Here is a 14021-nt window from a genome sequence, read left to right as displayed (position 1 = left end):
TGCAGGGACGGGTACTCTCCCGGCGGTAGCCTGCCCGGTAACACACCTCGACAACCGTGGAGATCCGTGCACCTCAAGACCTTGACGGCCAAGGGCTTCAAGTCCTTCGCGTCCACGACCACGCTGAGGCTCGAACCGGGCATCACCTGCGTTGTCGGGCCGAACGGCTCAGGCAAGTCCAACGTGGTCGACGCGATCGCCTGGGTGCTCGGCGAGCAGGGTGCCAAGGCCCTGCGCGGCGGCAAGATGGAAGACGTCATCTTCGCCGGCACCGCCAGCCGGGCCCCGCTGGGACGCGCCGAGGTGACCCTCACGATCGACAACACCGACGGTGCGTTGCCGATCGACTACACCGAGGTGTCGATCACCCGCCGGATGTTCCGCTCCGGCGAGAGCGAGTACGAGATCAACGGCAACTCCTGCCGCCTGCTCGACATCCAGGAGCTGCTCTCCGACTCCGGCATCGGCCGCGAGATGCACGTCATCGTCGGCCAGAACCGTCTCGACGGCGTCCTGCACGCCCGGCCCGAGGACCGCCGCGCCTTCATCGAGGAGGCCGCCGGGGTGCTCAAGCACCGCAAGCGCAAAGAGAAGGCCATCCGCAAGCTCGAGGCGATGCAGGCCAACCTCAACCGCCTCGGCGACCTCACCACCGAGCTGCGCCGCCAGCTCAAGCCGCTCGGGCGCCAGGCCGAGGTGGCCCGCCGCGCCGCCGGCATCCAGGCCGACCTGCGCGACGCCCGGCTGCGCCTGCTCGCCGACGACCTCGCAACGCTGCGCGAGACCCTCGACCGTGAGATCGCCGACGAGACCGCGCTGCGCGCCCGCCGCGAGGAGGTCGAGGCCGAGGTCGAGGCGATCAACGAGCGCCTCGCCGCGCTGGAGGCCGAGCACGCCGCCGACGCGCCCGTGCTGGCCGAGGCGCAGGACACCTGGTACCAGCTGTCCACCCTCCAGGAGCGCTACCGCTCGCTGCACCAGCTGGCCGCCGAGCGGCACCGCAACCTCTCCGCCGCCCCCGTCGAGGAGCGGCCCGGGCGCGACCCCGACCAGCTGACCGCCGAGGCCGACAAGGTCCGCGAGCAGGAGGAGGAGCTGCGCGCGGCGCTGGAGGCCAGCCAGGAGCGCCTCGCCGAGGCCGTGGAGCGCCGGCAGGACCTGGAGCGGCGTCTCGCCTTCGCCGAGAAGGCCATCGTCGCCGCGCACAAGGCCATCGCCGACCGTCGCGAGGGCCTCGCCAAGCTCGCCGGGCAGGTCGAGTCGGCGCGCTCCCGCACGACCGCGGCCGCGGGCGAGATCGAGCGTCTTGCGGTACAGCTGGCCGAGGCCGAGGCGCGCGCGGACGCCGCGCAGGGCCTCTACGACGAGGCGAGCGCCGGCGCGTCCGTCGCCGACAACGCCAACGCCGACCTCGAGATGCGCCACCAGGAGGCGTCGCGCGAGCTCGAGACGATCAACGGCGAGGTGCGCCAGCACAGCGACGCCGAGCGCGTCGCCGAGAAGGACGCCGCGCAGTGGAAGGCCCGCGAGGAGGCGCTCGCGATGGGCCTGCGGCGCAAGGACGGCGCCGGCACCCTGCTGGCCCGCTCCGACCGCGTCCCCGGCCTGCTCGGCAGCGTCGCCGCGCTGCTGTCGGTTGAGGCCGGCCACGAGGCTGCGCTCGCCGCCGCGCTCGGCGCCCTCGCCGACGCCGTCGCGGTCTCCGGCGTCGACGGCGCGATCGCCGCGGTCGAGATGCTCAAGCAGGACGACGCGGGCCGCGCCGCGCTGCTCATCGCCTCCGCGCCGATGCTCGACGCGCCCCCGGTCGAGCGGGTCCCGCTGCCCCCGGGCGCGGCGTGGGCCATGGACCTCGTCCGCGCGCCCGAGGAGCTGCGCCCCGCGCTGGAGCGCGCCATCGGCGACGTCGTGTTCGCACCCGACCTCGCCACCGCGCGCCGCATCGTCTCCTACGCCCCCGCGCTGCGCACCGTCACGCCCGAGGGCGACGTCATCGGCGCCTACGCGGCCGCCGGCGGGTCCGGCAAGCAGCACAGCTTCATCGAGGTCCAGGCGGCCGTCGAGGAGGCCCGGCAGCAGAAGGTCGACGCCGAGCGCCGCGTCGCCGAGGCGCGGGAGCTGCTGGCCATGGCCCGCAATTCCGCCGCCGCGGCCAAGCAGGTCGTCGCTGAGACCGCCGCGGCCAAGAAGGAGGCCGACAGCGTCCGTAACGCGGCCGCGCGGCGCCTCGCCGAGCTCGGCGCCGCCGCCAAGTCCGCCCGTGCCGAGGTCGAGCGCCACGCCGCGGCCAAGTCGAAGGCCGAGGCGGTGCGCGAGTCGGGCCTGACCAGCCTCGCCGAGCTCGAGGAGCGCCTGGCCGCGGCCGAGTCCACGCCGATCGACGAGGACCCGTCGACGCTGGAGCGCGACGACCTCGCCGGCGAGGTGCCGGCGGCGCGGCAGCAGGAGATGGAGGTCCGCCTCGCCGTGCGCACCGCGGAGGAGCGCGTCGGCGCCCTCGCCGGCCGCGCGGACGCGCTGCTGCGCCAGGCCGCGGCCGAGCGCGCCGCCCGGGAGCGCGCCGCCGCCCGCAAGGCCACCCGCGCCCGTGGCGCCCGCATCGCCGGGGCCGTCGCCGACGGCGCCGCGTTCGCCCTCGAGCGCCTCGGCGACTCCATCGCCGAGGCCCAGGAGACCCGCGACACCCTCGCCGCGGCGCGCGCCGAGCGCGAGAGCGCCCTCACCGAGGTGCGCGGGCGCGCCAAGCACCTCACCGCCGAGCTGGAGCGGCTCACCAGCGCCGTGCACCGCGACGAGGTCGCCCGCGCCGAGCAGCGCATGCGCATCGAGCAGCTCGAGGCCCGCTCCGCCGAGGAGTTCGGCCTGGACGCCGACACGCTCGTCGCCGAGTACGGCCCGCAGCTGCCCGTGCCGCCGACCGCGCCCGAGATCGCCGCCGCCGAGGCCGACGGCCGCCCGGCGCCCGAGCCGGTGCCGTTCGACCGCGCCACGCAGGAGAAGCGCGCCGCCAAGGCCGAGCGCGAGCTCAACCTGCTGGGCAAGGTCAACCCCCTGGCCCTCGAGGAATTCGCGGCCATGGAGGAGCGCTACAAGTTCCTCTCCGACCAGCTCGAGGACCTCAAGGCGACCCGGCGCGACCTGCTCACCGTCGTCAAGGACGTCGACGACCGCATCCTCGAGGTCTTCACCAGCGCCTACCACGACACGGCCCGCGAGTTCGAACAGGTCTTCTCGGTGCTCTTCCCGGGCGGCGAGGGCCGCCTCGTGCTCACCGACCCCGAGGACATGCTCACGACCGGCATCGAGGTCGAGGCCCGCCCGCCGGGCAAGAAGATCAAGCGCCTGTCGCTGCTGTCCGGCGGCGAGCGCTCCCTCACCGCCGTGGCGCTGCTCTGCGCGATCTTCCGCGCCCGCCCCAGCCCGTTCTACATCATGGACGAGGTCGAGGCCGCCCTGGACGACGTCAACCTGGGCCGCCTCATCACCCTCTTCGAGCAGTTGCGGGAGCGCAGCCAGCTCATCATCATCACCCACCAGAAGCGCACCATGGAGGTCGCCGACGCCCTCTACGGCGTCACCATGCGCTCCGGGGTTACCGAGGTCATCTCCCAGCGCCTGCGAACGGAAGAGGCGGCGTGAGCGGTCCGGAGCGAAGCGGAGGGGCCGCTCACCATGGGCACAGCATTGACTCGCGCCGGCGCCGGAGCGAAGCGGAGGTGACGGCGTGAGCGGTCCGGAGCGAAGCGGAGGGGCCGCTCACCATGGGCACAGCATTGACTCGCGCCGGCGCCGGAGCGAAGCGGAGGTGACGGCGTGAGCGGTCCGGAGCGAAGCGGAGGGGCCGCTCACCATGGGCACAGCATTAACTCGCGCCGGCGCCGGAGCGAAGCGGAGGTGACGGCGTGAGCGCCACTCAGCGGCCGACGGCCCTGCTCATCGACTTCGACGGCGTGCTGCGCAGTTTCGACGGGTCGATCAACGCCAAGATCGAGCAGCGGTACGGCCTGGAGCCCGGCACGGTCCTCGAAACGGCGCTCGAGTGGGACCGCCTCCTGCCGGCGATCACGGGCCGCATCACGCGCGCCGAGTGGCTCGCGACCGTCGCGGACACCCTGGCCGACCGCGTGGGCGGCCCGCAGCGCGCGGCCGAGCTCATGGACGAGTGGGTGGTGTACCCCGGCAGCATCGACCCCGTGGTCCTGCGCTTCGTGCGCGACGTGCGCGCCGCCGGCCACCCGGTCTGCGTCGCCACCAACTCGACCGCCGAGTTCCGCGACGTCCTCGACTCGTTCGGCCTGACCGGCGAGTTCGACGCGGTCGCCAACTCGGCCGAGATCGGCGTGCACAAGCCGGCCAAGGAGTACTTCGCCGCGGCCTGCGCCCTGGTCGAGACCCCGCCTGCGCGCTGCATGCTCGTGGACGACATCGACCGCATGATCCGCGGCGCCCGCGCGGCCGGCCTGTCCGCGTACCGCTACGCCCCCGGCGACGACCTGTCCTACCCGCGCCGCGCCTTCGGCCTGTAGCTCCCGGTCGGCTTGTAGCGCCGTTCACCTGGCCGGTGAACGGCGCTTCCGTCGACCCTGTTTCAGAGGTTCGCTTCGACCGCCTGGACCACGTCATCGGCCTTGGGCTGCGTCCGCGGCCCGAACCGCGCCGCCACCGTGCCGTCGCCCGCCACGAGGAACTTCTCGAAGTTCCACCGGATGTCCCCGGTGTGCCCTTCCTCGTCGGCGACGGGCGTCAGCAGCTGGTACAGCGGGTGCCGCCCGTCCCCGTTGACCTCCACCTTCTCGGTCATCGGGAACGTCACGCCATAGGTGGTGCTGCAGAACTCGGCGATCTCCTCAGAGGTCCCCGGCTCCTGCCCGCCGAACTGGTTGCACGGCACCCCGAGCACGGAGAACCCGCGCCCCTCGTACTCCTTGTGCAGCTCCTCCAGCTCGCTGTACTGGGGCGTCAGCCCGCATCGCGAGGCCACGTTGACGACCAGCACGGGGCGGCCGCGGAACTGCCCCAGGTCGAGCGGCTTGCCCTGCAGGTCGGCGATCTCGACGTCGTAAAAGCTCATGCCCGCGATCGTATGCCCGCCTCGTGTTCGGCCCGGTAGCGCGCAGTCCGCACGCCTTGCACGGGCAACGGGCGGCGCGCCCGCGCGGGCGGCCTAAGGTGAGGCGTGACCGGTCACCAACTCGCCGTCGGCGCCGTGCTGCGCCGCGGCAAGGACGTCCTGCTGATCAGCGACCCACCGGACTGGGCCCTGCCCGGCGGCGCCGTGGAGCCCGGCGAGCCCCTCCTGGCCAAGGTCACCCACGAGGCCGGCTTCTCATCGGTACTCCCGGAGCGCCTCCTGTGGGTCGCCCGCTACCCGGCCGGCGGCGTCCAGTACGAGATGCTCGGCTTCGAAGTGACCGGCGTCGGCCGGCACGACGGCTCGGGCGCGTGGGTCCCCCTGCCGGAGGCCGTGGACCGCCTCGGCCAGATGTGGTTCGCCCCGATCCGCGACCCGGCTGTGTCATATCTCACCGGCCGCGCTCGGGTGGCGACCCTCTGGACGTGGACAGACCTCAACGAGCCGCCCGAAACCCACCCTCGGGTCAGCTGAGCTTGAGGGACGCGACCTCGCCGAGCGTCTTGTCCGGCCGGGTCCCCTCGATCGCCACATGCGCCGCCCGCGCCTCCAGCAGGAGCAGCCCCACGGCATTGCCGAAGTACGGGCCGGCGGTCTTGCGCCACCGAACGACCGGCTTGCGCAGACCCAGCGCCCGCGCGACCGAGCGCATCATCCGCGCCGCCGGCGGGTTCCAGCCGAACTTCATCGCGGGCCGGATGAGCTTCGGCATGTCGTTGTGCACGGGGGAGCAGGTGAGCTGGTGCACGGCGCTGATCACCTCGGGGCCGAGGTCGGCGCGGGCGGCGTACGAGTGGTGAACATCACCCGACAGGACGCTGATCGTCGCCGGGGCGGGTGAGACGCCGCCCTGGCCGGCGCCGACCTGGGCCAGCAGGGCGCTCAGCGCGTCGAAGGAGCGGCCGAACGCCGCCCAGTGCTCCAGGTCCACCGCCTGGCGCAGCTTCTCGCCGAAGCGGCCCACCCAGCCGCGCGGGGACTCGGCGAGGCGCTCGGTCGCGGCCTCCAGGTGGTGGATGGCGGGCGGCAGCAGCCACGGCAGGGAGGAACCGATCAGCAGGTGGTCGTAGTCGCCCGGCAGCTGCTTGGCGAACCACGCCCACTCGCTGTCCGGCAGCATCGCCCGCTTGCCCTGATCGAGCTCCCGTGCGGCGCGGTTGTCCAGGACCACGAGGCGGGTGCGGTCGATGTCGACGGTGTAGCTCCAGCGGTACGACGCGCGGTCGCGGTCGGCCCGGGAGCCGAAGGCGTCGAGGACCTCGGTCGCATCGCCGGCGGAGGCGACCGCCGCGTAGATCGGGCACTCGGCCAGAACGCCCGGGGCGAGGTTGCCCATGTGCTGGTACACCCAGTAGGACGACAGCCCCGCCTGGATGCGCTGGTCCCACCAGGACAGCCTGGCCATCTGCTCGCGCCAGCGCTGCGAGGTGTTCCAGTCGTCGATGATCTCGTGGTCGTCGAAGATCATGACGCTCGGGACGGTGGACAGCAGCCAGCGGATCTCCGGGTCGCCCCACGAGTCCAGGTACAGCTTCGTGTACTCGTGGAAGTCGACCACCTGCGTCGTCGGCGCGTCCGCGCGGCGCTGACGACGGCGCCGGCGCAGCCAGCGCTGGATCTTCTCGGGAGTCTCGTCGGCATACACCTGATCGCCCAGCAGCACCATCAGGTCGGGCCATTCGGTCGGCGCGTCCGAACGGATGGAGGCACTCAGCCGCCCGGCGTAGGCGTCGAGCGCGTCCGGCGGGTACCGCGTGACGCTGAGCGGGCTCGCCTCGCGGCACGAGCCGAACACGAGCCGGACCGGCGCCCCCGCGCGGCGGGTCCGGATGGCCGGTGGCGGGAACGGGTCGTCCGGGCGCGGCCAGACCTCGACGCCGTCGATCTTCAGCCGGTACGGCGTGACGGCGTCCTCCGGCAGCCCGGAGACCACGACGAGGGCGTAGTGGTGGCCGTGGACGCTGAACGTCCGGGCGGCACCGCCCCCGGGCGCGGCGTCCACCTCGACCGTCGCCGGGCGCGCCGTCTCCACCCAGATCGTCGCCTGGTCGCCCTCGATCCGGCGCAGGACCGGACCGAGCATGAGCGGCCCCCGGTCGGTGTCCAGTTCGGTGTCGGACATGAGGATGCGACCTCCCGAGGGTGGTGCGGCGGGTGTGACCAGTGCAACCCGAATGATCCTGCCCGGCCCGCTTCGGCGCCACTGCAGGCCGTTCGGCGCCGCGTCTGGGAGGATTCCAGTCATGGAGTCGTACATCGTCTTCGGCCTGGTGCTGCTCGTCGTGGTGATCGGGGCCACCCTGGCGCTAGTCGCGCCCCGTTTCCGCAAGCCACCGACACTCCCGCCCGCGCCGCCGGAGGCGCCGGCGAAGCCCGAGCCGACCACGCAGGCGGCCCCGCCGGTCATCGAGAAGCCCGCCGAGGCGCCCGCGCCGACCGTCGAGGAGGCGCCCGCCCCACCGGCGCCGCCGGTGGTCGAGGCGCCCGCGCCCGCCCCGGCCCCTGCGCCCGCCCCCGCGCCCGCTCCGGCGCCCGCTCCGGCGATCGAGACGCCCGCGCCGACCGCCGGCCGCCTGGTGCGCCTCCGCACGCGGCTGTCGCGCTCCCAGAACGTGTTCGGCAAGGGCCTGCTGGCGCTGCTGTCGCGCGACAAGCTCGACGACGACACCTGGGACGAGATCGAGGAGACCCTGATCGGCGCCGACGTCGGCGTACAGGCGACCACCGAGATCGTCGCCAAGCTGCGCGAACGGGCCCGAATCCACGGCACCGCCACCGGGACCGAGCTGCGCAACATGCTCGCCGCCGAGCTGGTCGCCGCCCTCGACCCGGACCGCGACCGCTCCCTGGCCGCCACGCCGCGCAACGGCCGCCCGGCGGTGCTGCTCGTCGTCGGGGTCAACGGCGCGGGCAAGACCACCACGTGCGGCAAGATCGCCCGGGTGCTGGTGGCCGACGGCCACACCGTGATGCTCGGCGCCGCCGACACCTTCCGCGCGGCCGCGGCCGAGCAGCTGGCGACGTGGGCCGGACGGGTCGGCGCCGACGTCGTGCGGGGCCCGGAAGGGGCCGATCCGGCGTCGGTGGCGTTCGACGCTGTGAAACGGGGTATTGATGCCGGTGTGGACACGGTCCTGATCGACACCGCCGGACGGCTGCAGAACAAGGTCGGCCTGATGGACGAGCTCAGCAAGGTCAAGCGGGTGGTGGAGAAGCACGGGCCGGTCGACGAGACCCTGCTGATCCTCGACGCCACGACCGGGCAGAACGGGCTGGAGCAGGCGCGCGTGTTCACCGAGGTGGTGGACGTCACGGGCGTGGTGCTGACCAAGCTCGACGGCACCGCCAAGGGCGGCATCGTCATCGCGGTTCAGCGCAAACTGGGCATTCCGGTGAAGCTCGTCGGCCTCGGCGAGGGCCCCGACGACCTCGCTCCGTTCGATGCCCGACAGTTCGTCGACGCCCTCGTTGGCGCGGACGCGTAACCTCGGACGGTACCTTGGGACGGTAAGGCCCGGTCGCGCTCTCCCGGCGGCCACCAACAGCACGACAGCACGGTTCCCCCCGTCAGGTCAGCGAAGGACGATCACGTGACGCAGCAGGAGATCCCGCTCCATGGCGGGAACACCTCCGTCGTGGTGCGCTCGGGCGACACGGTGCGCCGCAATGCGGGCCCCTGGACGCCCGCTGTGCATGCGTTGCTGCGCCACCTCGAGTACGTCGGGTTCACCGGCGCGCCGCGCGCGTACGGTATCGACGAGCGCGGCCGCGAGGTACTGCAATATCTCGAAGGCGAGTGCGGTGAGTATCCGTTGGCGCCGCACTGGGTGACCGACGAGGCGATGGTCACCGTCGCGACCATGCTGCGGATGTTCCACGACGCCCAGGCCGGCTTCCGGCCCCCGCCCAACGCGGTGTGGCGCTCGTTCGGCCCGCCGCCGCCGGACACCGAGGTGATCTGCCACCACGACGCGGCGCCGCACAACGTCATCTGGCGCCCGGACGGGACCCTGTCGCTGATCGACTTCGACCTGGCGTCGCCGGGCGCGCGGATCTACGACGTGGCGTACGCGGCGTGGACGTGGGTCCCGCTGTTCTCCGACCGCGACTCGTACACATTGGGCTGGAAACGCCCGAACCGCCCGCGCCGGCTGCGCATGTTCGCCGACGCGTACGGGCTGACGCCGCGCGACCGGCACCGCCTCGTGCGCGTGATCCGCAAGCGCATCGTCGATCACATCGAGGGCATCCGGCGCATGGCGGCGGCCGGCGACCCCGCCTTCGTGCGAATCGTGCACAAGGGACATCTGCGGCGTCCCGTGCGTGACCTGCGTCTGATCGATTACGAGCGACACACGCTGGAATATGCGCTGCGGTAGTCGTTTTCCGATGTGTGAACGTTTCTTCACACGCTGGAAACATGACGTGACGCAGTAGAAACCGCGCAGCGCCGGTGCGTGAAACGTGGGCCCGGGAAGCTCTCGCGCAACCGGCTGGAGGGCGACGCTGCCTCGAAGGTCGGGAGGGAGGATCTCGACCACCAGGAGGCCCGCGTGCCTGAAGTGACTATCAATACCGGCCACACCGCGTGGCTTCTCGTATCGACCGCGCTCGTGCTGCTCATGACGCCCGGCCTGGCCATTTTCTACGGTGGCCTGAACCGCTCCAAGGGCGTCCTGAACATGATGATGATGAGCTTCTCGACGATCGGGCTCGTCAGCATCCTGTGGTTGTTCTACGGCTTCAGCGCGTCGTTCGGTACCGACAGCGCGGGCGGCCTGTTCGGCGACCTCGGCCAGTACTTCGGCAGCAAGACCTACATCGACCAGATGTGGGGCGCGACCACGGACAACGCCAGCGGCATCGGCATCCCGACGTACGTCTTCATGGTCTTCCAGATGACGTTCGCCGTGATCACCGTCGCGCTGATCAGCGGCGCCATCTCCGACCGGGCGAAGTTCGGCGGCTGGCTGCTGTTCGCGTTCGGCTGGGCCACGCTCGTGTACTTCCCGGTCGCCCACAACGTGTGGGGCGGCGGCTGGATCTTCCAGCACCTGCACCCGCTCGACTTCGCCGGTGGTACCGCCGTGCACATCAACGCCGGTGCGGCCGCGCTCGGCGTCGCGCTGGTCCTCGGCAAGCGCGTCGGCTGGCCGCGGGAGGCCATGAAGCCGCACAACGTGCCCTTCGTCGCCATCGGCGCCGGCCTGCTGTGGTTCGGCTGGTTCGGCTTCAACGCCGGCTCGGAGCTGACCGTCGACGGCGTCACCGGCCTGGCCTTCGTCAACACCCAGGTCGCCACCGCCGCCGCCGTCCTCGGCTGGGTCATCGTCGAGTGGATCCGCGACCGCAAGCCCACCCTCGTCGGCGCCTCCTCGGGCGCGGTCGCGGGCCTCGTCGCCATCACCCCCGCGTGTGGCTTCATCGACTCTTGGGCGGCCGTGCTGCTCGGCCTCGTCGCCGGCATCGTCTGCGCCCTCGCGGTCAGCCTGAAGTACCGCTTCGGCTTCGACGACTCGCTCGACGTGGTCGGCGTGCACTTCGTCGGCGGGTGGATCGGCTCCCTGTGGCTGGGCTTCTTCGCCAACGACAAGCTCAACTCGGCCATCACCGGTGCTCTTGGCGCCAAGAGCGGCCTGTTCATGGGCGGCGGCGCGGGCCAGCTGGGCGCGCAGGCCGGCGCGAGCGCTATCGTCACGGTCTACTCGTTCGCCGTCGCCTTCGTGCTCGCCTTCATCATCGAGAAGACGGTCGGCTTCCGGGTCAGCACCGAGGCCGAGGTCGAGGGCATCGACATCGCGGAGCACGCGGAGAGCGCCTACGACATGACCCCGGGCACCAGCAGCGCGGGCGGTGCCTTCGCCCTCGCGGGCGTCGGAACGAGCAAGTCCCCCGCGCCGGCGGCGGAAGCCCCGGCGTCGGAAACGGTAGCCGGATAGCGTCGAGGAATGTCGGAGGGAATGGGCATGAAGCTGGTGACCGCGGTCATCAAGCCGTATCAGCTCGACGCGGTGAAGGAGGCGCTCCACGCGCTCGGCGTGGCCGGCCTCACCGTGAGCGAGGTCCAGGGATACGGCCGTCAGAAGGGCCACACCGAGGTGTACCGCGGTGCGGAGTACACGGTGGAGTTCGTGCCGAAGATCCGGGTCGAGATCGTCACCGACGAGCTCGACTTCGAGAAGGTCGTCGACGCCATCGTCACCGCCGCCCGCACCGGCAAGATCGGTGATGGCAAGGTGTGGGTCACGTCCGTCGACGAGGTCGTTCGGGTCCGCACCGGCGAGCGCGGGCTCGACGCGCTCTAAGCCGCCACTGATCTCTATCCTCACTCACATGACACAACCGTCGGCGCCCGCTCCGGTCCTTTCCACCGGGGCGGGCGCCGACGCGCGTGCTGAGCGCTCGGCCGCGATCGACGAATGGCTCTCGAAGATTTTTTCCGAAGCCGGCGGTGGTACCTCAGGATCCGCCCTCGTCGCCGTAGGCGGCCTCGGACGGCGCGAGTGCGCACCCCGCAGCGACCTCGACCTGGTCCTGCTCCACGACGGCGGCGCGGGCGCGCAGGCGGCGGCCGACGAGCTCGGCAGCCGGATCTGGTACCAGGTCTGGGACGCCAAGTTCGCCCTCGACCACTCCACGCGCAGCCCCGAGCAGGCGCTCGCGCTGGCCCGCGAGGACCTCAAGGTCGCCCTCGGCCTGCTCGACGCCCGCCTCATTGCCGGAGACGAGGCCCTCCTGGCCCGCCTGCACGCCGACGCCGTCGCACAGTGGCGCCGCGAGGCGCGGCACCTCCTGCCCGGCCTGCGCACCCTGACCACGCAGCGCTGGAACGCACACGGCGAGCTCGCGTTCCTGCTCGAGGGCGACGTCAAGGAGTCCCGCGGCGGCCTGCGCGACTTCGGCGTCCTGCGCGGCATCGGCTTCGCCGGCGTCGCCGACGGCCCCCGCCCCGCCGTCCGCGGCGCCCACCGCACCCTGCTCGACGTCCGCGACGCCCTGCACGCCGTGCGCGGCCGCCGCGTCGACCGCCTCCTCGCGCAGGACCGCGACGAGGTCGCCGAGCTGCTCGACCTCGGCGACCGCGACGACGTGCTGCGCCGCATCGCCGAGGCCGCCCGCACCATCGCCTACGCCAGCGACGACGCCTGGCGCGCCGTCGACCGCTGGTCGGCCCCCAGCAGCCGCGGCCACGAGGAGCGCCGCCCCCTGGCCCGCGACGTCGTCGAGCAGCGCGGCGAGGTGGTGCTCGCCCGCGCCGCCGTCACCCCGCGCCCGGATCCCGCCCTCCCGCTGCGCGTGGCCGCGGCCGCCGCCCGCGCCGACCTGCCGATCGCACACGCGACCCTCGAGTGGCTCGGCGGCTTCGCCGGCCCGATGCCCCGCCCGTGGCCCGCCCCCGCGCGCGACGCCCTGCTGACCCTGCTCGGCAGCGGCCCGTCGATGATCTCCGTCTGGGAGGCGTGCGACCGGTACGGCCTGGTCGTCAACTGGCTGCCCGAATGGGCGCGGGTGCGCAGCCTGCCCCAGCACAACCCCGTGCACCTCTACACGGTCGACCGCCACCTGGTCGAGACGGCCCGCCAGGCCGCCCGCCTCACACGCGACGTCGACCGCCCCGACCTGCTCGTGCTCTGCGGCCTGCTGCACGACATCGGCAAGGGCCTCCCGGGCGACCACAGCATCGTCGGCGCCCCGATCGCCGCCGCCGCGGCTGAGCGCCTGGGCCTCAGCCCCACCGACGTCGCACAGGTCGAGAAGGTCGTCCGCCTGCACCTGCTCCTGCCCGACACGGCCACCCGCCGCGACCTGTCCGACCCGCAGACCATCGCCACCGTGGCCGGCGCCGTCGGCGACCCCTCCACCCTTTCCTTGCTGCACGCCCTGGCCCGCGCGGACGCGGCCGCCACCGGCCCCGCCGCCTGGTCGGAGTGGAAGGGCCGGCTCATCGCCGAACTCGTCCACCACGTCGAACGCGCCCTGGACACCGGCGTGGTCGCGGCGCCGCCGTCGCCGGCCGCCGAGCTCCCGGTCCCGTCGCGCCTTCCATCGGTACACCTGGACATCGACTCGGTCGCCGTCACCGCCAACGACCGCCGTGGCCTCCTGGCGGCCGTGGCCGGCTGCCTGTCGCTGCACCGCCTCGACGTCGTGACCGCGGACACCGTCACCGTGGACGGCCTGGCCCGCATGGTCTGCGCCGTCCAGCCCCGCTACGGCGGCGACATCGACCGCGAGGCCGTCGTCTCCGACCTGCGCCGCGCCGTCACCGGCGACCTCCCGGTGGCCGAGCGCCTGGCCGCCCGCGAACGCTCGACCCGCCGCAGCACCACCGCGCCCCCGCGCGTCGTGTGGCAGCCCCCGTCGGCCGCGACGGACGCCACGGTCCTGGAGCTGCGCGCCACGGACACTCCCGGCCTGCTCTTCCGGGTGGCGAGCGCACTCGGCGACGTCGGCGCCGACGTACGCTCGGCCCGCATCTCCACCCTCGGCGGCGAGGTGGTCGACGCCTTCTACCTGGCTGGGACCTGGGACACGGACGCCCGCGTCCGCGTGGAGGCCGCGGTTCTCCGGGCCGCCGCCCCGTCCTGAGGCCGCTGCGCGCGTGGCGTGGGCACGAGCCCTCGATAGCTCCGTCCGGCCCACTTCCGCGCCTGGGTCCGTGCCCTGTCCACGGCCGCCCGCGCCCCCGGCCGCCCGCGCCCGCGCCTGGGTCCGCGCCCGGCTCGCGCCGCGTCCGGTCCGCGCCGCATTCATGACGGGCGCTTGTCTCCGCTCGGCGCTCGCAGCGGGGAGGAGCGCCACATCTCCCGAGTTAGGGAGTAATTTGGACGAATCGGTCACAAATATCGCCGCTCGGAAGCGTGAGAAGGCCAGGTTGCCGCGTTGCGGA

At 72.9% G+C, this 14021-nt stretch carries 10 protein-coding genes; 8 read left to right on the top strand and 2 right to left on the bottom strand.

Features of this window, described 5'->3' with window-relative positions; translation table 11 throughout:
• Positions 1 to 66 precede the first annotated feature (66 nt).
• Entirely contained in the window at positions 67 to 3639 is a 3573-nt protein-coding gene (gene smc, locus ABD901_RS12900) for a chromosome segregation protein SMC (protein WP_345124834.1), read from the top strand.
• Positions 3640 to 3902: 263 nt separating this feature from the next.
• Positions 3903 to 4526: an HAD family hydrolase gene (locus ABD901_RS12895; RefSeq protein ID WP_345124832.1), complete on the top strand. Its 624-nt coding sequence runs from the start codon at positions 3903 to 3905 to the stop codon at positions 4524 to 4526.
• Positions 4527 to 4588: 62 nt separating this feature from the next.
• Here ABD901_RS12895 and ABD901_RS12890 read toward each other — a convergent pair whose 3' ends face one another.
• Positions 4589 to 5071 (bottom strand): glutathione peroxidase, encoded by a 483-nt coding sequence (locus ABD901_RS12890; RefSeq protein ID WP_345124831.1) that lies wholly within the window; start codon positions 5069 to 5071, stop codon positions 4589 to 4591.
• 105 nt (positions 5072 to 5176) lie between these two features.
• On the opposite strand from ABD901_RS12890, the gene ABD901_RS12885 reads away from it, so the two are divergent.
• Positions 5177 to 5605, top strand: a complete 429-nt coding sequence (locus ABD901_RS12885) for an NUDIX hydrolase (RefSeq protein ID WP_345124829.1) — start codon at positions 5177 to 5179, stop codon at positions 5603 to 5605.
• On the opposite strand, the gene ABD901_RS12880 is transcribed toward ABD901_RS12885, so the two are convergent.
• Positions 5598 to 7253: an alkaline phosphatase D family protein gene (locus ABD901_RS12880; RefSeq protein WP_345124827.1), complete on the bottom strand. Its 1656-nt coding sequence runs from the start codon at positions 7251 to 7253 to the stop codon at positions 5598 to 5600. The genes ABD901_RS12885 and ABD901_RS12880 overlap by 8 nt on opposite strands.
• Positions 7254 to 7374: 121 nt before the next feature.
• Between ABD901_RS12880 and ftsY the strand changes: the two genes are divergently transcribed.
• The 5 genes from ftsY to ABD901_RS12855 all read left to right on the top strand — a co-directional run bounded on the left by ftsY (position 7375) and on the right by ABD901_RS12855 (position 13720).
• Complete coding sequence (gene ftsY, locus ABD901_RS12875) at positions 7375 to 8616, top strand: signal recognition particle-docking protein FtsY (RefSeq protein WP_345124825.1); 1242 nt, start codon at positions 7375 to 7377, stop codon at positions 8614 to 8616.
• Positions 8617 to 8721: 105 nt separating this feature from the next.
• Complete coding sequence (locus tag ABD901_RS12870) at positions 8722 to 9510, top strand: phosphotransferase (RefSeq protein WP_344611383.1); 789 nt, start codon at positions 8722 to 8724, stop codon at positions 9508 to 9510.
• 174 nt (positions 9511 to 9684) lie between these two features.
• Positions 9685 to 11070 carry an ammonium transporter gene (locus ABD901_RS12865; protein ID WP_345124823.1) on the top strand — a complete coding sequence of 462 codons (1386 nt, stop codon included), beginning with the start codon at positions 9685 to 9687 and terminating at the stop codon, positions 11068 to 11070.
• Between the two features lie 27 nt (positions 11071 to 11097).
• On the top strand, positions 11098 to 11436 hold the full coding sequence (locus ABD901_RS12860) for a P-II family nitrogen regulator (RefSeq protein WP_190249674.1): 339 nt from the start codon (positions 11098 to 11100) through the stop codon (positions 11434 to 11436).
• A 28-nt stretch (positions 11437 to 11464) separates the two neighbouring features.
• Positions 11465 to 13720: a [protein-PII] uridylyltransferase gene (locus tag ABD901_RS12855; RefSeq protein WP_345124821.1), complete on the top strand. Its 2256-nt coding sequence runs from the start codon at positions 11465 to 11467 to the stop codon at positions 13718 to 13720.
• Positions 13721 to 14021 lie beyond the last annotated feature (301 nt).

This window comes from Dactylosporangium darangshiense, from assembly GCF_039537565.1.
Classification (GTDB): Bacteria; Actinomycetota; Actinomycetes; order Mycobacteriales; family Micromonosporaceae; genus Dactylosporangium; species Dactylosporangium darangshiense.
The sequence above is the reverse complement of the archived record's forward strand: the minus strand, read 5'-3'. Positions and strand labels throughout refer to the sequence as shown.

Excerpts from the sequence above, each read along its gene's own strand:
- ABD901_RS12855 (WP_345124821.1), top strand. The coding sequence starts at position 11,465 with ATGACACAACCGTCGGCGCCCGCTCCGGTCCTTTCCACCGGGGCGGGC.
- ftsY (WP_345124825.1), top strand. The coding sequence starts at position 7,375 with ATGGAGTCGTACATCGTCTTCGGCCTGGTGCTGCTCGTCGTGGTGATC.
- ABD901_RS12860 (WP_190249674.1), top strand. The coding sequence starts at position 11,098 with ATGAAGCTGGTGACCGCGGTCATCAAGCCGTATCAGCTCGACGCGGTG.
- ABD901_RS12880 (WP_345124827.1), bottom strand. The coding sequence starts at position 7,253 with ATGTCCGACACCGAACTGGACACCGACCGGGGGCCGCTCATGCTCGGT.
- ABD901_RS12890 (WP_345124831.1), bottom strand. The coding sequence starts at position 5,071 with ATGAGCTTTTACGACGTCGAGATCGCCGACCTGCAGGGCAAGCCGCTC.